This window comes from Psychromonas sp. KJ10-5, from assembly GCF_055808325.1.
The window spans coordinates 2356413-2378217 of sequence record NZ_CM147864.1 but is presented as its reverse complement, the minus strand read 5'-3'; the positions used below and the strand labels follow the sequence as shown (position 1 = coordinate 2378217).

The 21805-nt window shown below is 38.2% G+C and carries 16 protein-coding genes and 4 tRNA genes; 17 read left to right on the top strand and 3 right to left on the bottom strand.

The genetic code is table 11. From position 1 onward, the window contains the following. Positions 1–127 precede the first annotated feature (127 nt). From alaS to AC0L3W_RS10430, 15 genes are all read left to right on the top strand, one after another. On the top strand, positions 128–2755 hold the full coding sequence (alaS, locus tag AC0L3W_RS10500) for an alanine--tRNA ligase (protein WP_409438944.1): 2628 nt from the start codon (positions 128–130) through the stop codon (positions 2753–2755). A 41-nt stretch (positions 2756–2796) separates the two neighbouring features. Then, positions 2797–4029: an aspartate kinase gene (locus tag AC0L3W_RS10495; protein WP_290040598.1), complete on the top strand. Its 1233-nt coding sequence runs from the start codon at positions 2797–2799 to the stop codon at positions 4027–4029. Between the two features lie 98 nt (positions 4030–4127). Continuing rightward, on the top strand, positions 4128–4310 hold the full coding sequence (gene csrA, locus AC0L3W_RS10490; protein ID WP_113818314.1) for a carbon storage regulator CsrA: 183 nt from the start codon (positions 4128–4130) through the stop codon (positions 4308–4310). Between the two features lie 1502 nt (positions 4311–5812). Next, positions 5813–5905, top strand: a tRNA-Ser gene (locus AC0L3W_RS10485). Between the two features lie 18 nt (positions 5906–5923). Then, positions 5924–6000, top strand: a tRNA-Arg gene (locus AC0L3W_RS10480). Positions 6001–6063: 63 nt separating this feature from the next. Next, a tRNA-Arg gene (locus AC0L3W_RS10475) sits at positions 6064–6140 on the top strand. A gap of 81 nt (positions 6141–6221) precedes the next feature. Continuing rightward, positions 6222–6298, top strand: a tRNA-Arg gene (locus AC0L3W_RS10470). A gap of 579 nt (positions 6299–6877) precedes the next feature. Then, positions 6878–7132: an OadG family transporter subunit gene (locus AC0L3W_RS10465; protein ID WP_113818313.1), complete on the top strand. Its 255-nt coding sequence runs from the start codon at positions 6878–6880 to the stop codon at positions 7130–7132. A 32-nt stretch (positions 7133–7164) separates the two neighbouring features. After that, positions 7165–8961: a sodium-extruding oxaloacetate decarboxylase subunit alpha gene (oadA, locus tag AC0L3W_RS10460; protein ID WP_409438945.1), complete on the top strand. Its 1797-nt coding sequence runs from the start codon at positions 7165–7167 to the stop codon at positions 8959–8961. A gap of 22 nt (positions 8962–8983) precedes the next feature. Beyond that, complete coding sequence (locus tag AC0L3W_RS10455) at positions 8984–10102, top strand: sodium ion-translocating decarboxylase subunit beta (RefSeq protein ID WP_409440404.1); 1119 nt, start codon at positions 8984–8986, stop codon at positions 10100–10102. An 88-nt stretch (positions 10103–10190) separates the two neighbouring features. Next, positions 10191–10598 carry a YqaA family protein gene (locus tag AC0L3W_RS10450; RefSeq protein ID WP_290040589.1) on the top strand — a complete coding sequence of 136 codons (408 nt, stop codon included), beginning with the start codon at positions 10191–10193 and terminating at the stop codon, positions 10596–10598. 247 nt (positions 10599–10845) lie between these two features. Next, positions 10846–12426, top strand: coding sequence for a glutamate--cysteine ligase (gene gshA / locus AC0L3W_RS10445; protein ID WP_290040587.1), 1581 nt, complete (start codon positions 10846–10848; stop codon positions 12424–12426). Between the two features lie 163 nt (positions 12427–12589). Beyond that, positions 12590–13204, top strand: a complete 615-nt coding sequence (locus AC0L3W_RS10440) for a transglycosylase SLT domain-containing protein (protein ID WP_290040585.1) — start codon at positions 12590–12592, stop codon at positions 13202–13204. Between the two features lie 56 nt (positions 13205–13260). Continuing rightward, positions 13261–13770: an S-ribosylhomocysteine lyase gene (gene luxS, locus AC0L3W_RS10435; RefSeq protein WP_409438946.1), complete on the top strand. Its 510-nt coding sequence runs from the start codon at positions 13261–13263 to the stop codon at positions 13768–13770. 149 nt (positions 13771–13919) lie between these two features. Beyond that, positions 13920–14843 carry a LysR substrate-binding domain-containing protein gene (locus AC0L3W_RS10430; protein ID WP_290040581.1) on the top strand — a complete coding sequence of 308 codons (924 nt, stop codon included), beginning with the start codon at positions 13920–13922 and terminating at the stop codon, positions 14841–14843. A gap of 33 nt (positions 14844–14876) precedes the next feature. On the opposite strand, the gene focA is transcribed toward AC0L3W_RS10430, so the two are convergent. Further along, entirely contained in the window at positions 14877–16406 is a 1530-nt protein-coding gene (focA, locus tag AC0L3W_RS10425) for a formate transporter FocA (protein ID WP_409438947.1), read from the bottom strand. 360 nt (positions 16407–16766) lie between these two features. After that, complete coding sequence (locus tag AC0L3W_RS10420; protein WP_290040577.1) at positions 16767–18044, bottom strand: HlyC/CorC family transporter; 1278 nt, start codon at positions 18042–18044, stop codon at positions 16767–16769. Between the two features lie 350 nt (positions 18045–18394). Between AC0L3W_RS10420 and AC0L3W_RS10415 the strand changes: the two genes are divergently transcribed. Beyond that, entirely contained in the window at positions 18395–19111 is a 717-nt protein-coding gene (locus AC0L3W_RS10415) for an endonuclease (protein ID WP_409438948.1), read from the top strand. Positions 19112–19198: 87 nt separating this feature from the next. Here the strand turns inward: AC0L3W_RS10415 and AC0L3W_RS10410 are convergent, their stop codons facing one another. After that, positions 19199–19987 carry a cytochrome C assembly family protein gene (locus tag AC0L3W_RS10410; protein ID WP_290040573.1) on the bottom strand — a complete coding sequence of 263 codons (789 nt, stop codon included), beginning with the start codon at positions 19985–19987 and terminating at the stop codon, positions 19199–19201. Positions 19988–20285: 298 nt separating this feature from the next. On the opposite strand from AC0L3W_RS10410, the gene ffh reads away from it, so the two are divergent. Next, on the top strand, positions 20286–21710 hold the full coding sequence (gene ffh, locus AC0L3W_RS10405; protein WP_290040571.1) for a signal recognition particle protein: 1425 nt from the start codon (positions 20286–20288) through the stop codon (positions 21708–21710). Positions 21711–21805: the final 95 nt, after the last annotated feature.

The following is a 21805-nucleotide window of genomic DNA, read 5'->3' as shown; positions in this document are numbered from 1 at the left end:
TTTATAGCTACTTTCACCTCACTCAGTGCCGTGATATATTAGCCTCCATTTATTTTTGATCTGTTTAGGGCTTAAATCCTCCTTGTTTTAAGAAAGCCTAAATCGACACTTTTACACGGAATATATCATGACTAAATCGACATCTGATATTCGCCAAGGATTTATGGACTTCTTTGGTAAAAAAGGGCATCAGACAGTGAGCAGTAGCTCGCTTGTTCCTGATAATGACCCGACACTGCTATTTACAAATGCAGGGATGAACCAATTTAAAGATACTTTTTTAGGTTCTGAAACAAGAGCTTATACGCGTGCTACGTCAAGCCAACGCTGTGTACGTGCTGGTGGTAAACATAACGATTTAGATAACGTGGGTTACACAGCTCGCCATCATACTTTCTTTGAAATGTTGGGTAATTTTAGTTTTGGTGATTATTTTAAAGAAGAAGCCATCGCATTTTCATGGGAATACCTTACTGAAGTTTTAAATATTCCAAAAGAAAAATTACTTGTGACGGTTTATGAAAGTGACGATGAAGCATTTTCATTATGGGCCAATAAAATTGGCGTACCAGAAGAAAAAATCATTCGTATCGGTGATAAATCTCCTGAGAAAAAATTTGAATCAGATAATTTCTGGTCAATGGGGGATACTGGTCCTTGTGGTCCTTGTTCAGAGATTTTTTATGATCATGGTGAACATATTTGGGGTGGTCCTCCAGGTTCACCTGAAGAAGATGGCGACCGTTTCATTGAAATTTGGAACCTAGTATTCATGCAGTACAACCGTCTTGCCGATGGTACGATGGAAAACTTGCCAAAGCAGTCTGTTGATACAGGTATGGGCCTTGAGCGTATTTCTGCGATTATTCAAAACGGCCATTCAAACTACGATATCGATCTTTTCCAAGGTCTAATCAAGAAAGTAGCGGAAGTGACGGGTGCAAAAGATCTTGAAGATAAATCTTTACGCGTAGTTGCTGATCATATTCGTTCATGTGGTTTCTTAATCTGTGACGGTGTTATGCCTTCTAACGAAGGTCGTGGTTATGTATTACGTCGTATTATTCGTCGTGCTGTTCGCCATGGACATAAGCTAGGCGCTCAAGGTGTATTCTTCTACAAAGTGTACGAAGAGTTGATTAATCAAATGGGCAAAGCTTACCCAGAGCTTGAAAAACAACGTGAATTTGTAGAAAAGATATTACGCTTAGAAGAAGAGCAATTCGGTAAAACACTGGAGCGTGGCCTACAAATTTTAGATAATGAGTTAGAAGCATTAACTGGCTCTGTGATCCCTGGTGATATCGTGTTTAAGCTTTATGATACTTACGGTTTCCCTGCTGATTTAACCGCTGATATTGCACGTGAGCGTGAATTAACTATCGACCAAGATGGCTTTGATGCAGCGATGACTGAGCAACGTACTCGCGCTCAACAAGCTAACAACTTCGGTAAAGATTATAACGATGTTTTAAAAGTTGAAGATAAAACAGAATTCCTGGGTTATCAAACTTTAGAAGCTGAAGGCACTGTGGTTTCGTTAATTAAACAAGGTGAGTTTGTACAAACCTTAGGTGAAGGTGATAACGCTCAAGTTATTTTATCGCAAACACCATTCTACGCTGAATCTGGTGGTCAAGTAGGTGATGCTGGTGTACTAACATTGGGCGAAGTGAAGTTTGTTGTAACCGATACTAAAAAATCAGGTGATGCATTCCTACATGTCGGTTACTTAAGCGCTGGTACATTAACAGTTGGCGATACAGTAAAAGCAGAAGTAGAAGCAGATCGTCGTAAAGCAATTGCCTTACACCACTCTGCAACGCATCTATTACACGCAGCCTTACGTGAAACTTTGGGTGATCATGTTACGCAAAAAGGTTCATTATGTGATGCTGAAAAGTTACGTTTTGATTTCTCGCACTTTGAAGCCTTGTCTAATGACACATTAAATAAAGTCACTTATTTAGTTAACCAAGCAATTCGTAACAACTTTGAAGTTGTGACGCAATTGATGGACATTGAGCAAGCGAAAGAAAGCGGGGCAATGGCACTGTTTGGTGAAAAGTATGATGACATGGTACGCGTAGTGACAATGGGTGACTTTTCAGTTGAACTTTGTGGCGGTACGCATGCTAAACGTACCGGTGATATGGGGTTATTCTTAATCACATCTGAAGCGGGCACTGCTGCTGGTGTACGTCGTATTGAAGCCGCTGTCGGTGAAGCGGCGAGTGTTGTGCTACAAAACCTTCGCGAGCAATTCTCCAAAGCATGTGACCTAGTAAAAGGTGATAGTTTCACGCTAGGTGAAAAAATCATGGGCACTTTAGATCGTAATAAAGCACTAGAAAAAGAGTTAGCACAATTAAAAGCAAAAATTGCTAGTGAAGCTGGTTCTAATTTAACAGACCAAGCTGTTGAAGTTAACGGTGTAAAAGTCGTTGTTGCTCATATGGAAGGGGTGGACCCTAAATCATTACGCACTAGCGTAGATGAGATGAAGAACAAGTTACAATCGGGTGTTGTTGTCCTAGCTACCACCGTAGGCGACGATAAAGTTAGTCTAGTGGTTGGTGTGACTAAAGACCTAATTGGTAAAGTAAAAGCAGGTGAATTAGTTAATGTTGTTGCTGTTCCTGTTGGCGGTAAAGGTGGCGGTCGTCCTGATATGGCGATGGCTGGCGGAAATAACCCAGCTGCTTTAAAAGATGCATTAGCGTTAGTTAACCCTTGGTTAACCGAACGTTTGTAAGAATTAAGGGTCTATACCCGAGAGTATAGCAAGGAAATGAGATGGCACTGATAGTTCAAAAATATGGCGGTACTTCAGTTGGTACTGTTGAGCGTATTAAAGTGGTTGCAGATAAAGTCAAAGCAACAAGAGAAGCGGGTCATGATGTAGTGGTTGTTTTATCTGCAATGTCAGGTGAAACAAACCGTTTAATTGCCTTAGCAAAAGAGTTTATTGAGAAACCAAGTGCACGCGAAATGGACGTGCTATTAACAACAGGTGAGCAAACGACGATTGCATTATTGTCAATGGCGTTGCATAACCTAGATGTTGAAGCAGTGTCGATGACGGGCGACCAAATTCGCATGAAAACTGATGCGAGTCACTCTAAAGCACGTATTTTAAATGTTGAAACTGAGAACCTTCAGAAGCATTTAAAAGCGGGTAGGGTGGTTGTGGTTGCTGGCTTCCAAGGCCGTAGTGAAGATAACAACATCACAACATTAGGTCGTGGTGGTAGTGATACTTCAGCCGTGGCAATTGCAGCAGCATTAAAAGCCGATGAATGTCAGATCTATACTGATGTTGATGGTGTATATACTACTGACCCTCGTGTTGAACCAAATGCACGTCGTCTTGATAGCATCACTTTCGAAGAGATGTTAGAAATGGCGAGTCTAGGTGCTAAGGTATTACAGATTCGTTCTGTAGAATTTGCAGGAAAATACAACGTGCCACTACGTGTACTTTCTAGTTTTAAAGATGGTGGTGGTACGTTAATTAGTTATGAGGAAAATAAAATGGAATCTCCTGTTATCTCTGGCATCGCATTCAACCGTGATGAAGCGCGTTTAACTTTATCTGGTGTGCCTGATCAACCAACCATTGCTGCTCAAATCCTTTCACCTATTGGTGCTGCTAATATCGATATCGATATGATTGTGCAAAATACATTAGGTGATGGTAAAACTGATTTTACTTTTACTGTACATCGTGATGATTATGCTGAAGCAACTAAGCTATTAAATGAAGTTTGTACTAAGTTAAGTGCCGATTCAGTACAAGGTAATAACGAGATTGCCAAAGTGTCTATTGTTGGTGTGGGTATGTGGAACCACCCTGGTGTAGCACAAAAAATGTTTGAAACATTGGGTGCTGAAGGAATCAATATGCATCAAATTGCTACTTCTGAAATTAAAATCTCAGTATTAGTAGATAGTAAATACTTAGAATTGGCTGTACGTGCTTTACACAAAGCATTTGAGCTTGAGAGTGAACCAAAGCAAGAAAAATAAAACTATGCGATAACACAGTAAATAAATAGCGTTTTTACTGTGTTATGAGCCATACTGATTAATCATTATATTCAATCGAATAATTTAGGAGCTTAAATATGCTAATTTTGACCCGCCGTGTTGGCGAAACACTAATGATCGGTGACAACGTGACTGTGACTGTATTAGGCGTTAAAGGTAACCAAGTACGCGTTGGTGTTAATGCGCCAAAAGATGTATCTGTACATCGTGAAGAGATCTACATGCGTATTCAAGCAGAAAAGAACGCAACCGCAAGTTAACTTGTTAGTTGTTAATTTTTTGTATAGAGGCTAATAGCCGCTATTAACAGTAATAAACATGATGTTGAAAAGAAGAGCTAATTAGCTCTTTTTTTATGCCTGTTGGTTTTTTTAGGTTTGTTTGTGTATTGCTTTTAATGTTGTGAATATTTGCCACTTCGTTCAGTCTAATACGACTTGTTTACGTTTGTAGGTGGATAATACGAAAGCTATTTTGATTTAATACTTTTATCGATATTTATAAAAGTTACGACACACCTTTTAAGGGGCTGGCTTTTGCCTGCAGTATTTTGTTTTTTGTGTTTTATCGATATTTATGAAAATTACGACACATCTTTTAAGGGGCACTGGCTTTAGTCTGAAGTATTTTGTTTTTGTGTGTTTTTTAGTATTTTGATTCTGTAAATATTTGTCGCTTCGTTAACTCTAAAGCCATTAATATCGGCATGCGATGACGCGCACATTGGCTTTTGCCTGCAGTATTTTGTTTTTTGTGTTTTATCGATATTTATGAAAATTACGACACATCTTTTAAGGGGCGCTGGCTTTAGCCTGCAGTGTTTGCTTTTGTGTGTTTTTTAGTATTTTGACTCTGTAAATACTTGTCGCTTCGTTAACTTTAAAGCCATTAATATCCGCATGCGATGACGCGCACATTGGCTTTTGTCTGCAGTATTTTGGCTTTATGTTTTATCGATATTTACGAAAGTTACGACACATCTTTTAAGGGGCGCAGGCTTTAGCCTGCAGTATTTGCTTTTGTGTGTTTTTTAGTATTTTGATTCTGTAAATACTTGTCGCTTCGTTAACTTTAAAGCCATTAATATCCGCATGCGATGACGCGCACATTGGCTTTTGCCTACAGTATTTTGTTTTTTGTGTTTTATCGATATTTATGAAAATTACGACACATCTTTTAAGGGGCGCTGGCTTTAGCCTGCAGTATTTTGGTTTTTGTGTTTTTTAAGTATTGTGATGTTGTGAATATTTGTTGGTTCATTTAGTCCGATGCAGTTAAATAGCTGTATGCGATGATTTGCCTACTGGCAGACTTAAGTCAGCGCCCTGACATTAGACTTAGCCTAATGGCTGCTGCTATTAGGTATATTTAATGCAAAAGCTGCAGGGTAAGCATACGGCCTTAATATGAAACTTTGTTTGATAGCTACGACTGCTTGTTTTAGCTTTTTATTTTGCCGCACAGGGGTTATTAAGCAGAAGTCTAAAATCATAAATGTGAGCGCTCTATGATCTCTTTTGGCATTTCCTTAATAGTTACTCCCTTTTTATCCGTTAATTACCTTTTGATGTAATCTTTTGCGAGCAGTATCAATTGGCTTGCTATGAAATAAATATAAAACTTACTTTTAGATAGCTTGAAAATCCCTCATTTAACGTAAAAAACAAGCAGTTTGTTTAATTAGCAAGCAAGCAAAACTTTTTCTTTAAAAAAAGTTTGACTTGTTTTCATAAGACAGTAATATGTGCGCCAACAAGACGACGGTGGGGTGGCCGAGTGGCCGAAGGCGCTCCCCTGCTAAGGGAGTAACGGGTTTATAGCCTGTTCGAGGGTTCGAATCCCTCCTCCACCGCCATTCTTGTAGATTCTTAAAGCGGGTGTAGCTCAGCTGGATAGAGTACCTGGCTACGAACCAGGCGGTCAGGGGTTCGAATCCCTTCACCCGCACCATATTTCTATTTGCACGAAAATACGGTGAGCTTAAGAATTGAATAAAAACAAAAGAATATCGCGGCGGGTGTAGCTCAGCTGGATAGAGTACCTGGCTACGAACCAGGCGGTCAGGGGTTCGAATCCCTTCACCCGCACCATTCTTTAAAGGCTTACCTTAGGTAAGTTTTTTTGTTTTTAGAGCTTTATTAATATTATTCCCAATAATATTAAACACCAATGCGGGTGTAGCTCAGCTGGATAGAGTACCTGGCTACGAACCAGGCGGTCAGGGGTTCGAATCCCTTCACCCGCACCATTTCTTTGATTATGTTGTTATCCCTAATACCCCTCATTATATTTATTCAATAACCTTGAATTATAATTCATTTGTTCTTTATGATTAAACTGCCTGTCTTTATTTATATTATTTATACTTTTTGATGTTTTTAATAAATTATTTAAGTTCTTTTATGCCGTTTATTTTTCTGTCTATTTTTTATTTAGTGATGCTGCATGTTTATTTAGTTTAATTGCAAATTAAGTCATGTTTTGTATAGGAAATTGAAAGCACAAAATGGATGGAAATAACATTAAATAGTGGGTTTTAAATCTCAACTCTGCCTAGTTGGTCAACTTCGCTCACTTTCATTTTATAGGTCAAACCAGTACAATAAACTGCTGCCAGATAATATTTTATTAATAGTGATATATATTAATAAGTTAATTCAATTAAATAACTTATTGTTGATTCATTATTATTAAATCGGAACACTTTCTGGCAGGTATTCAAAGTCCACTTTATTGCAACATGAAAAATACATTTATTGAATAAATATTCACTTTTGTAGTTGTTAGCAGTTAAGTTGGATATTTATAAAAGGATAAGGATACGTCTATGGATATTTCAGGCTCTTTAGTTACTGCTTTAATGTTACTGGGTCTTGGTATGGCATTTGTTTATTTGTTTTTAGGGTTATTATTTATTTGTATTACGTTAATGGCGAAATACATCCCTGCAGATAAACCTGTTGCAACTCCGCAAAGAAAAGCACCAGCTGTTCCTACAGCGAGTGACACTCAGGTTAACCCACAAGTCATTGCTGCTATTACTTCAGCAGTGCAACAATACCGTAAAGCACAATCAGCATAATGGACAAGAAATTAATAAAGGAGCAAGTGAATATGTCTAAGCCTCTAGCAATCACAGAAGTTGTGTTACGTGATGCACACCAATCATTATTTGCAACACGCATGCGCATTGACGATATGCTACCCATTGCAGAGAAACTAGATAAAGTAGGTTACTGGTCTTTAGAGACGTGGGGTGGCGCTACTTTTGATTCATGTATTCGTTATTTAGGTGAAGATCCTTGGGATCGTATTCGCGCACTCAAAGCTGCGATGCCTAATACACCACAACAAATGTTATTAAGAGCACAAAACTTATTAGGTTACCGTCACTATGCTGACGATGTTGTGCAAAAATTTGTTGAGCGCGCACATACTAATGGTGTAGATGTTTTCCGTATTTTTGATGCGATGAACGATCTTCGTAACTTTGATACTGCGATTAAATCTGCAATTGAAGTTGGTGCACATGCACAAGGTACTCTGTCATATACTACTAGCCCTGTGCATACTATCGATGGTTGGGTGGACATGGCAAAACGCCTTGAGGATATGGGCTCCCACTCTATCTGTATTAAAGATATGGCTGGTTTATTAAAGCCTTATGTTGCAGAAGAGCTAGTAACAAAAATTAAAGCCTGTACTGACATTCCATTAGCATTACATTGTCACGCAACCACTGGTCTAAGTGTTGCAACACAACAAAAAGCGATCGATTCTGGTGTTGATATTATCGATACGGCTATCTCATCAATGAGTATGACTTACGGCCATTCACCAACAGAAACATTAGTTTCAATTGTGGAAGGAACTGCACGTGATACAGGCTTAGATCTGCATCAATTAGAAGATATCTCATCTTACTTCCGTGAAGTACGTAAAAAATACGTTAAATTTGAAGGTGAATTAAAAGGGGTTGATCCTCGTATTTTATTGGCGCAAGTACCGGGTGGCATGTTAACCAACATGGAAAGCCAGCTTAAACAGCAAGGTGCTGGTGATAAAATGGATGAAGTATTAAAAGAGATTCCACGTGTTCGTGAAGATCTTGGTTTTATTCCATTAGTAACACCTACTTCGCAAATTGTAGGTACGCAGTCAGTCATTAACGTATTAATGGGTGAACGCTACAAAAACATCACTAAAGAAACGGCTGGTGTATTAAAAGGTGAGTATGGTTCAACACCTGCCCCTGTTAATACTGAACTGCAAGCGAAAGTATTAGATGGGGCAAGTGCAATCACTTGTCGCCCTGCTGATAATATCGCACCAGAAATGGCCTCTATTGAAGCGGAATTCAAAAAGTTAGCGGCAGAGAAAGGCATTAAAATTGCTGAAAATGAAGTAGATGATGCATTGATCTTTGCGCTATTTCCTGAGATTGGCTTAAAATTCCTAGAAAACCGTAATAATCCAGATGCCTTTGAACCTGTACCAAGTGCTGATGATATGGTGGTTGCATCGGCTGCTAAAGAGCCTGAAGCTTATTCTGTTTCTGTTGATGGTCAATTATACACAGTACAAGTTGGCCCTGAGGGGAGTATTGATGGTATTGCGCCAGTTAAAGCTAATAGTGCAGCACTTCAAGCAACAACATCAGGTGCGGCTCCAGTAGCCCCTGTTGCTACAACTGGAGAAGGCGAAGATGTACCGGCACCTTTAGCGGGTAATATTTTTAAAGTATTGTCGAAGGTCGGTGATCAGGTTAATGAAGGTGACGTTTTATTAATCATGGAAGCGATGAAAATGGAAACCGAGATACGTGCGCCTAAATCAGGCACAGTACAAGCAGTGAATATCCGTGAAGGTGATGCGGTTACTGTAGGCGAATCATTGTTCTTAATAGGTTAAGGAAGATAACGTGAATGGATTAATGACACTATGGGCAGATACTGGGATAGCGAACTTCCAGTGGCCTGAGTTAGTGATGATGGCTGTAGGGGCTTTGTTATTGTACCTAGCCATTGCTCGTAAATTTGAACCTTTATTATTATTGCCTATTGGGTTTGGCGCTATTTTAGCGAATATCCCTAATGCTGGTTTTAATGATGAAGGTGGCATGCTTTATTACATTTACCATATTGGGATTGAAACAGGGATTTTCCCATTAATCATCTTCATGGGTGTAGGGGCTTTAACTGATTTTGGAGCGCTAATTGCAAATCCTAAGACTTTGTTCTTAGGGGCTGCGGCGCAGTTTGGTATTTTTGCGACATTATTTGGCGCTATTTTATTAAACTTGGTGCCTGGATTCGAGTTTAGCTTAGCGGATGCATCGGCGATTGCCATTATTGGTGGCGCTGATGGGCCAACAGCTATTTTCTTAGCGTCTAAGTTGGCTCCTGACTTACTCGGCGCAATCGCGGTAGCAGCTTATTCATACATGGCATTGGTTCCTATTATCCAACCGCCAATTATGCGTGCGCTAACAACACCTGCAGAGCGTGAGATTAAAATGGAACAGTTACGTCCAGTGAGTAAGAAGGAAAAAATTATTTTTCCGCTGGCCGTATTGTTTATGACCATTCTATTTTTACCTGCGGCTACGCCTCTAGTAGGCATGTTTTGTTTAGGTAATTTGATGCGTGAATCTGGTGTGGTTGATCGTTTAAGTTCTACGGCACAAAACGAGCTGATTAACATTGTGACTATTTTCTTAGGCTTAGGCGTTGGCTCTAAACTGTCTGCAGATAAGTTCTTAAATTTAGAAACATTGGGTATTTTAGGCTTGGGCGCAATTGCCTTTTCAATCGGTACTGCATCAGGTGTCTTAATGGCAAAAGGGATGGGGCGTTTCTCGAAAAGTCCAATCAATCCTCTAATTGGTGCGGCCGGTGTTTCTGCGGTGCCAATGGCTGCTCGTGTAGCAAATAAAGTAGGGTTAGAAGCTAATCCTCATAATTTCCTATTAATGCATGCCATGGGACCCAATGTTGCAGGTGTACTAGGTAGTGCTGTTGCAGCAGGTGTGTTGTTAGCGATTGTTGGTTAACACATTCTCTTAATATAGTTTAATCTCTAAGGCCACTTCATCATAGTGGCCTTTTTTGTTGCTTAATCAATTGGAGTTATCAAGGTTAATGAATGATTACTGGCTGCTATTTAGTAGTGGTTTTATCTCTTCGACGTTATTTCCCGGTGGCTCAGAAGTTTTGTTTGTTTATTATCTGAAACAAACATTGAGTGTAAAGTGGGGATATTTCTTCGCCGTTACACTTGGTAATAGCCTAGGCGCAGTAACCACTTACTTTTTGGGCTATTATTTTTCGTTTGGGCAAGATAAAGCCGCGTTAAAGTATCCTCAAACCTTCGCTTTTTGTAAAAAGTGGGGAAATGCTGCTTTACTGTTAAGCTGGTTACCGGTTATTGGTGACGTTATTTGTTTATTCGCAGGGTGGTTAAAGTTACCACGTGCAACCGCTTTCTTAAATATTGTATTGAGTAAAAGTGTTCGCTATCTATTTTTGATGTGGTTGTTTATTTTTTAATATTGAATAGTTAAGGTCTCGCTTCCGTTAATCAGAACCGAGGTTAGATAATGTTAATTATACTCTTTAGCATTAGAAATACTTTTTTCGGTAGATAAAATAATATAAAGAAGGCCATAAATAGCGGCTTTATTGGAACAAATGTTCATGTTCTGAATTTTACTGGTTAGTTTAAGAAAATCCTTATTTAGTTCAATGAAGTTCAGTGGTAAAGTTAGCGCTCTAAAAATTACTCAGGGGCTTACTTTTGGCTAACAATTTTCAACAGCGTATCACTATCCTCAGCAAATACTCTACAAGTCTCACTGAATTTGGTCGCGGTATAGAGCGCGAAACATTACGTGTTAATGCAGACGGAAAGTTATCTCAGGAGAAGCACCCGAGTGCTTATGGTTGTGCATTAACGCATGACTCGATCACTACTGACTTTGCAGAAAGTTTATTAGAGTTCATTACACCCGTTGCAAAAGGTGTAGATCAACTCTTTGATTATTTAAATGATATTCATCACCACGTGGCTGTTAATTTACCAAGTGAGCAATACTTATGGCCAATGAGTATGCCTTGTTATGTACAAACTGAAGATCACGTTGAATTAGCACAGTTCGGTACTTCTAATATTGGTCGAATGAAAACAACTTATCGTCAAGGTTTGAAAAATCGCTACGGTAGTATGATGCAGATTATCTCAGGCGTGCATTATAACTTTTCACTCCCTGCTGATTTTTGGGATGTTTGGGCTAAACTCCACAACTCTCCTTTAACAGGCCAAGCTGCACAATCAGCAGGTTATATGGGCTTGATTCGTAACTACTTACGTTATGGTTGGGTCATCCCTTATTTATTTGGTGCTTCGCCTGCAATTTGTAAATCTTTTCTACAAGGTAAAGAGACTAAGTTATCTTTCGAAACAACGGGTAAAGGGACTATCTATTTACCTTACGGTACCTCATTACGATTAAGTGATTTAGGCTATACCAACAGTTCTCAGTCAGGCTTAAACATTTGTTATAATAGTTTAGATGATTACTTAAGCAGTGTGCGTAAGGCTTTGTCAATGAAAGATCCTAGCTTCACTGAAATGGGAATTGTAAAAGAAGGTGAGTACTTACAGCTTAATGACAATGTGTTACAAATTGAAAATGAATTATACGCATCGATTCGTGCAAAGCGCGTACAAACTGCAAATGAAACGCCATCTCAAGCACTAAAAGCACGTGGTATTGAGTATATTGAGATCCGTTCGTTGGATGTTAATCCATTTTGTAAGTTAGGCATTACCAAAGAGCAAGTACATTTCTTAGACTTATTCCTAACTTGGTGTGCAAGCATTGATTCTCCTGAATTATCTCAGCAAGAATATAAAGCCTGCGCAAGCAACTTTAATGAAGTCGTTACACGTGGTCGTGATCCACAGTTAACGTTGGAGATTGCACAGCAAACTTTAGATATTGCAGGTTGGGGAGAATGGTTAAATTCTCAGCTGATGGAAATGGCGGTTTTATTAGATAAAAACAACAGTGATGACTGCTACCAAAATGCAATGCGACATATTAGCCCTCGTTTCAGTCACCCTGAAAATACCAGTTCAGCACGTATTTTAGAGCGTATTAAACAGACGCAAGGGGATAATGGTTCATTAGCGTTACAGTTGAGTAAACAGTATAAAGCTGAATTGACTGAGCAATCTTATACTATTTGGTCTGACCAAGAGTTTGCAGAGCAAAAACAACAGTCTATTGTTAAACAAAAGCAGATTGAAGATGCAGATACATTGTCTTTCCCTGATTTCTTAGCAAACTATTTTGCTAATGCCAATAAACAGTAGCCAAGATTAAAGAAGTAGATAAAGCCACTTATTTACTTCTTTTTTAAACATAGTGTTATGGCGATTAACCTCGTTGTTACTTAGTTTGTAAAGTTAGTGAACTGGCGCAATAACTCTACTCTTTTGATGAGCGAAAAAACGGTAAAGTGGGGAATAAAATCAAATGTATTTAGTTAAAAAATTAAGTATTTTACTTGTCCCTATATCGTTAATGGCTTGCTCTACAGCTCCTCCAGAAAACCCAGAAAATATTTGTGATATCTTTTTTGAATATCGTGACTGGTACTCCGCCTCTAAAGAGATGAATGAACGTTGGGGTACGCCTATTCATGTGCCTATGGCTATGATGTATCAAGAAAGTAGCTTTAAACATGATGCCGCTCCACCAATGGAGTACTTTTGGTTTATTCCGATTGGACGAGTGAGTGATGCCTATGGTTATGCTCAAGCACGTGACGCTGCGTGGGGGGATTACCAAAAAGAATCTGGTAACAGTTGGTCGGATCGAGACGACTTTGGTGATGCTATCGATTTTATGGGATGGTTTACTAATAAAACCCATAAAATAAACGGTATATCGAAGTGGGATGCATATAACCAATATTTGAATTATCATGAAGGCTGGACCGGTTATAAGAATAAAACCTATAACCAAAAAGCTTGGTTGATTAATGTATCGAAAAAAGTTGATGCTCGTTCCAAGCGTTATGCAACACAGTTAAGAGGTTGCCAAGAAAATTTAGATTCAAGCTGGTTATGGCGTTTATTTTTCACATAACAGGCTTAAATTAAACTTATTAAATAAAACACGTCACTTAGTAAAAAGGAAAGACCATGCCATTATTAGATAGCTTTACCGTTGATCATACGATCATGAAAGCACCTGCTGTGCGTATTGCTAAAACAATGCAAACGCCAAGCAAAGATACTATTACTGTCTTTGACTTACGCTTTACCGCTCCTAATAAGGATATTTTATCAGAGAAGGGAATTCATACACTTGAGCACCTTTATGCTGGGTTTATGCGTGATCACTTAAATAGCGATACAGTAGAGATCATTGATATTTCACCAATGGGTTGTCGCACAGGTTTTTACATGAGCCTGATCGGCGCACCAAGTGAAGATCAAGTAGGTAAAGCTTGGTTGGCAGCGATGCAAGACGTATTAAACGTTGCCGATCAAAATGAGATACCTGAGTTGAATGAATACCAATGTGGTACCTATGCAATGCACTCACTTGAAGAAGCAAAAGAGATTGCACAAGCAATCATTGATGCGGGTGTTGGTGTAAACAAAAATGACGATATCTCTTTATCAGAAGCACAATTACAAGCATTGTAATTCAACTGATTAACCATTCATCATCTAAAAGGCTGCTTTGCAGCCTTTTTTATTTTTAGTAAAAAACAATTGGTATAACTTGTTTCATATCAAGTATCAAAATAATTGATAGTTTACATTGATAGCAAATCAATCATCAATGAAAGATTATGAAATATACATTGAAACAACTGCAAGTTTTTAACGCTATTGCTAGTAACGAAGGGGTTAGTAGAGCTGCCGATGAGTTATGCATGACACAATCTGCTGTTAGCATGTCTTTAGCACAGCTTGAAAACTTATTAGATAGACCTTTATTTATTCGTCATGGCAATCGCTTAACCTTAAGCCACTGGGGACGTTGGTTGAGACCACAAGCCAGAAAACTCATTCAAAATGCACAACAAATTGAACAGGGGTTAAAAGATCAGAATCTGATTAGCGGCTCTCTATCATTATGTGCAAGTCAAACTCCTGCTAAACATCTTTTACCGCGTTTAATCAGTAATATTGATAGTGATTTCCCTGAGTTACGTATTGAATTGAGCATTAAGAATAGTGAAGAAGTGATTCGAGGGCTATTAAATCATGAATTTGAATTAGGTATTATTGAAGCGAGAAATGATGATAGCAGAGTCATGCAAGAAGCAATTGTTGATGATCATCTTGTGGTCTTCACAAATCCTTACCATCCTTATGCTAATGATCAAAAAGTGAACTTGGCTCGTTTAGAGCAAGCTCGATGGATACTGCGAGAGCATGGTTCAGGAACCAGAAGAATTTTTGAAAGTGCAGTTTATGGACTAATTGAACAACTGGATGTGTGGAAAGAGTATGAAAGTGTTGCTGTGATTAAAGAGCTAGTAAAAAATGGTGTTTATTTAGGTTGCTTGCCTTTACTAGATGTTCATCAAGAGGTGGCAAATGGAGAATTAGTTATTCTAGACACCCCTGATTTGAATATGCATCGTAGCTTATCCTTTGTTTGGTTAAATGAGTTAGGTGAAAACCCTCTAAAAGAGTGTGTGATGACCGAAGCAAAACGCTTGGTTCGAGATGCTAAAAAAAATAAAGTTAATCACTTTTATGATTAACTTTATAGTTTTAGCTATCAAGCGACCTTTCAACTAAGCCGCTTGATTATCGTTTTCATTAATAGAGTGAGTGCTGCTGACTTGATTCGTTTCAGGTGAAAAATCACGTAACAAATAATCGGTAATATGTTGACGACTGATTGTGGCAACGACTTGCCCATTGTCTATCACCGGATAAATAGAGGGGCGTTTAGCCGCTGCTTTGTTGAGGCGTTGTTTATAATCTAAATATTGACTAGACAGTAACACTCCTGAGTCACTGACAGGGTAAAGAACCGTTTTATCCACAGTCATAAACTCAATGAGTTCAGACACGCTTTGTTCGGGGGTGACACTAAGCACTTCAGTTTGCATGACATCGTTTACCGTTAATTCACTGTCTAGTTCGAAATCGTTAGCCCACCATGAGCGTAATAAATCCTGTTCTGAGACAAACCCTATTAAATTATTTTCTGTATTAACGACCACCGCGCCACGTACCTTGTGTGTTGATAATTGTAGTAAAGCTGATGCCGCGCTTTGTTTCGCCGTTAACTTTAGTGCTTGTGTATCCATAATTTGAGCTACGGTTAATTGTGTAAGTGATGAATTGTTCATGATTGAAACTCCTTGTGATGGAAGGTGGATAGCTGCTGAAGTAGCTGTATATGTGTTTACTTGAAGTTGTTCTATTGAAGTGTCTGTTTTGATTAAAGTTTGTGGTGCTGAGTCATAAATAAACCAATAACCTAAGCCAACCATGACACCTCCTCCTACGATATTGCCAAGTGTTACTGGAATGAGGTTGCTGGTAACAAAGTGACTCACGGTTAGGTCGCCGAAACTATTGACGTTATACCCCAGTGATAGAAGGTATTCAGGGGAGACGGTGTTTTGTAAAACAATACCTAAAGGCACCATGAATAAATTTGCAATGCTATGTTCAAAACCACTGCTAACAAACATTGCAACGGGCAGGATCAGTAGTAGTGATTTAGTTAACATATCTTTGCTGCTGAATGTCATCCAAATCCCTAGGCAAACTAATAGGTTACATAACACTCCTAATGAGAAGGCCTCTAACCAAGTATGATGAATTTTATGTTGTGCAAGCTTGAGTACACTTAATCCCCATTGGCCACTATCAAGTAGGTACATTTTGCCACCGACGACTAATAGCAGAACTAACATTGCCCCTACAAAGTTACCGATATAAACACGCCCCCAACAAGCTAATAGCTGTTTACTATTGAGTTTACCTTGTGCCCAAGCAACACTACTTAATAAGGTACTAGTAAAGAGTTCTGCGCCGCAGACAACGACTAATATAAGGCCAAGGCTAAAAGCAATACCGCCTGCTAGTCTGGTTAATCCCCAGGATGAGGTGTCTGATCCGGTTGTAACGGTAACGTAAAAAACAAAAGCAATGGCGATGAATATCCCGGCAAACACTGATAGACCAAAAGAGTGCCGTATGCTTTTATTAATTTTATGTAATCCATATTGACTCACCTCTAATAAAGGCGAGGCTAATGGCATTTGTTTGATCGTATTTTCATTTATGCTGCTAGTGGGTTGATTCATATTCAATCACTAAGCCTCCGAAGTATGTGTGAATAAAATGTTTAAATAGCGTTGTTGATTCGCTATAAAAACAATACGACGATTAGCTAAAGAAAAATATTTGATAGTTTTTATTATCACTATCAAGAATATTGATAGTAATTTTTGAAGATGTCTTATTAAGAATTGAACGTTTGATATTACTAATATGGATTGTTTAATGTTTTAAAGGAGTCGTATTAATATCATTGGTTAGTGTTTAAGTAATAAATATTACCGTAGAGGACTTGATGTTTGAATTGTGGATAATTGTCATAGCTAACCGCAACTAAGGTGGTTAGCTATGATGTAATGGATTTTTGAGGCGTTTTATTTATCTATTTATGGGTTTTCTTCCGTATACAGTGCAGGCAGAATTTTAACTAACTTAACCATGTTATTTTCCACTTCCATTATTTCCATTGGGTAACCACAAATTCGAGTACTCACGGCTGAAGTTGGAATGGTCTCTAAGTGCTCTAGAATTAATCCATTTAATGTACGCGGACCATCGGTAGGTAATGACCAGCCCATCTCTTTATTGAGGTCTCGTATGCCAATACTACCTTCGATAATGTAACTATCATCTTGCTGTTTGTGTATTTCTTCAGAACTATGTGGTTCATGCGTTGTAGTGAAGTCACCTACAATCTCTTCAAGAATATCAGCTAAGGTTACTAGGCCTTGAATATCACCGTATTCATCAACTACTAAACCCATACGTTCTTTATTTTGTTGGAATTTTATTAATTGGGTATTGAGTGGAGTACCTTCAGGAATGAAGTACAACTCACGTACACTTCGTAATAAAGTTGTTTTTGAGAAATCTTCTTTTAAAAAATTAAGCAAAGAGTCTCGTGCATGTAAAAAACCAATGGCATCATCAATTGTATCTCGATAAAGCAGAGTCATGGTATGAGTACGATGTTTTAGTTGCTTTAATATGGTTTCCCAATCTTGATTAATGTCGATTGCGGCAATTTCATTACGCGGCACCATAATTTCATCAACAGTAACTTTTTCTAATTCTAAAATACTTAGTAACATTTGTTGGTGATGCTCTGGGATCATTGAACCTGCTTCATTCACCACTGACCTTAATTCATCACTTGAAAGGGCGTTATCACTTTGTTCATTAACATTAATACCAAATATTCTTAAAAGACCATTAGATATACCATTAATACACCAAACAAATGGACTGAGCAGTTTTTGTAATGGTGCAAGCAATACTGAACTTGGGAAAGCTATTTTTTCAGGGTATAAAACAGCTAGTGTTTTTGGTGTGACTTCTGCAAAAATTAGTATTACAAAGGTTAATACACCCGTTGCGATAGCAATACCGGCATCGCCAAATAAACGTTGTCCGATAATGGTGGCAATCGCTGATGCTAAAATGTTCACTAAGTTATTACCAATCAAAATTAACCCGATGAGTTTATCTGGTTTATTTAATAACTTTTCAACACGTAGAGCAGTTTTATTTTTATCTTCAGCTAAGTGGCGTAAGCGGTAGCGATTCAAAGACATCATACTGGTTTCAGAGCTTGAAAAATAAGCCGAAATGATGATTAAAATGACTAAGCTAATAAATAGTGCACTTGTAGGTATATCGTTCAAAAGTTGTCTCTATGGTTGCTTTAAAAAAATTACATTAATAACCTCGATATTAGCGAAGAAACTCCGATATAACAAAGTAGATTTTCGAAAAATGAAGATTAATAATTAATTTTTGATAGAAACCATAAAAGCCTTGAATAAGTTTCATCAAAGAAGATGATTTGGTTGATTTTTATATTTAAAAACGACCGTTATTTTTATCTACTTTGACTATGCTTAATGCTGTTCATTATAATTTAATTAATTCTTTTTTATTCCTCTTAATTGCTTGTTTTTCATGCATATTACAGTAGATAATAGGCCCTTTTTTATAAGGGAATATAATTATCAAATCACTTCTTATTTTATCCATGTTGCCACTCTCTTTATCACTTCACGCAGCAAATACACAAATACAGTCTTTTTCCAGCGCAAAGAAGAAACTGGAAAAAGAGATTTATTTAACTTCTCAAGATCGTCACACCTTATATTGTGAAGCTGAGTTTGATAGTAAGAAAAACATTATTCCACCTAATGGTTTTGAAAGTGACAAGTATCAAAAAAGAGCAAAACGCATCGAGTGGGAACATGTCGTACCTGCAGAGAACTTTGGCCGTAACTTTAGCGAATGGCGTACTGGTAACCCAATTTGTGTGACCAGTAAGGGGGAGGCTTATAAAGGACGACGTTGTGCTGAAAAAGCCAATGAAGAGTATCGTTATATGCAAGCAGATATGTATAACTTATACCCAGCTATTGGCTCCGTTAACGCTAGTCGCCGTAATTATAATTTTGTGATGTTAGGTGATATTAAAAACAGTTTTGGTAGCTGTGCCATGAAAATTGAAAACAGTAAAGCGGAGCCCCCAGTAGGAAGTCGTGGTGTTATTGCGCGTACTTACTTATACATGGATAGTTTTTATGACCATTATAAAATGAGTAAGCAGCAGCGCCAATTAATGAATGCTTGGAATAAAACTTATCCTGTGAGTGCTTGGGAATGTGAGCGAGCTAAGCGTATTAGTAAAATTCAGGGAAGTAATAATGAGATTCTTGAACAAAGCTGCCAAGCGGCTGGTTTTAATTAGGAAAATAAAGGACGTTAGATAATTAAGAAAGCAGCATATTATAGTGATGCTGCTTTCTTTATAAGTACCATTTTATCTATAAAAATATTATAGAATTATTTCTCGTACTACTCGGCTACCGAAGTAAGCCAGCGTTAATAGTGATGAGCCTGCTATGGTAATGTAAATAACTAAACGCCCACGCCAACCATTCTTGTAATGGCCCCACAATAACACGGCATACACCACCCAAGCGATCATGGTTAATATTGCTTTATGTGCATTCTCAGATTCAAACATATCCTCTAAGAAAATAAAGCCAGTCACTAAGGTTCCAGTTAATAAAATAAAACCAATAAAGATCAGTTGAAATAGGCTTTTTTCTAAGGTCATTAGTGGCGGTAGATTAACTTTACCCAGCAGCATTTTATGCTTCTTTAAACGGTGGTCTACATAAGCAAGTTGCATCGCAAATAGACTAGCAATGGTCATCAATGCATAGGCGAGAATGGCTAAAATAATATGTAAACCAAGCTGTGGATGATTTTCTAAATGGGTAATGTAATGGCTCGGTAAAAACATAAGTGCAATAAAGTTGATTGCATTAAACCCGTAAACAATTGGTAATAGTACGCCTGTGTTAATTTTTTTACTCATCGCAAAAGAGAGTAGCGCAATCACAAAAGTCGCTAATGACAAAACATTTAAGATAGGGAGGTTTTGACCGTTAATCAGAAATATATGTTGATATAACCAAAATGCATGCGTTAATAAAGCAATACTTGATAGGCTTATCAATGGAAAAGTAAGAGTCTGATTACGTGAAAAAAGCTGACGACTAGCATGAACGCCACTTAGTACATAAAATACAATGCTGATAATGGCCAGTAGATCCATATGTTGTTACCTATTGTCATAAAATGAGTCTGTTTAGGGCTCACATTATAAGCTTTATTAGGCAGATGAGAAGTTAATAGTATTTTTCATTGGTCACAAAAGCAATTATAACTATTATCATTTAGATTTTTTATATTATGGTTACAATCAAAATAGTTAAATGTGAGAATTAGTAGAAGGTAATGGCATTAACGATGAGGTGGCACTAAACAATCACAATTGCTGTTGTATTTTGCACCTTGGGTGATAACGGGTATAATAGCAGAATCCTAATAATTTATAGCAATGAGTCATAAACATGTTTGAGAACTTAACGGACAGATTGTCGAAAACGCTGAAAAATATCAGCGGCAAAGGTCGATTAACAGAAGATAATATCAAAGGTACATTACGCGAAGTGCGTATGGCACTGTTAGAAGCGGATGTAGCATTACCTGTTGTTCGTGATTTTATTCAAGCAGTTAAAAAGCGTGCTATCGGTAGAGAAGTGACTAAAACACTAAATCCAGGGCAAGCGTTTATCAAGATCGTACAAAGCGAGCTTGAATTAGCAATGGGTGAAGTAAATGAAAACTTAAATCTAGCAACCCAGCCGCCAGCTGTATTATTGATGGCTGGTTTGCAAGGTGCGGGTAAAACCACCTCTGTTGCTAAACTTTCATTACTATTAAAAAACAAAGAGAAAAAGTCTGTTCTAGTCGTGAGTGCGGATATTTACCGTCCAGCGGCAATCAAACAATTAGAAACCTTAGCATCTGAGGTTGATGTTGAGTTCTTTCCAAGTGATATCACGCAAAAGCCAATCGATATTGCTAATGCAGCTATTGCGCATGCAAAAAAGAAATTCATTGATGTAGTTATTGTCGATACTGCCGGTCGTTTACACGTTGATGGCGAAATGATGAATGAGATTAAAGATCTTCATCAAGCGATTAACCCAGTTGAAACACTGTTTGTTGTTGATGCAATGACTGGTCAAGATGCCGCTAATACAGCACAAGCGTTTAACGAAGCTTTACCATTAACCGGTGTTATCCTAACTAAAGCCGATGGTGATGCACGTGGTGGTGCAGCGTTATCTATTCGCCATATTACTGGTAAACCGATTAAGTTTATCGGTATGGGGGAGAAAATTGATGCGCTAGAGCCATTCTACCCAGATCGTATTGCCTCTCGTATCTTAGGCATGGGTGATGTGCTTTCATTAATTGAAGAGCTTGAAACCAAAGTCGATAAAGATAAAGCGGCAAAATTAGCGAGCAAAGTACAAAAAGGTAAAGGTTTTGATCTGGAAGACTTCCGTGACCAGTTAGTGCAAATGAAAAGCATGGGTGGCATGATGGGGATGATGGATAAATTACCGGGTATGTCGAATGTGCCTGAGGCGATGAAAAGCCAAGTTAACGATAAAGCAACCAATCAAATGGAAGCGATCATTAACTCTATGACCAAAAAAGAGCGTGCTAAACCTGAAATTATTAAAGGCGGACGTAAGCGTCGTATCGCGATGGGGTCTGGCACTCAAATACAAGATGTGAACAAACTACTTAAACAGTTTACGCAAATGCAGAAGATGATGAAAAAAATGTCTGGTAAAGGCGGTATGCGTAAGATGATGGGTGGAATGCAAGGCATGATGGGCGGTGGTATGCCTGGAATGGGTGGCGGCATGCCTGGTGGGATGAAAATGCCTCCTGGTTTAGGTGGTTTTCGTAAAAAATAAGCGTCTATGAAGCTTAGTTAAATTGGTTCTAAAGCCCCGTTGAAAGCGATTCGACGGGGCTTTTTGCTTTTTTAGTATTAACTACCCTTTGTAAA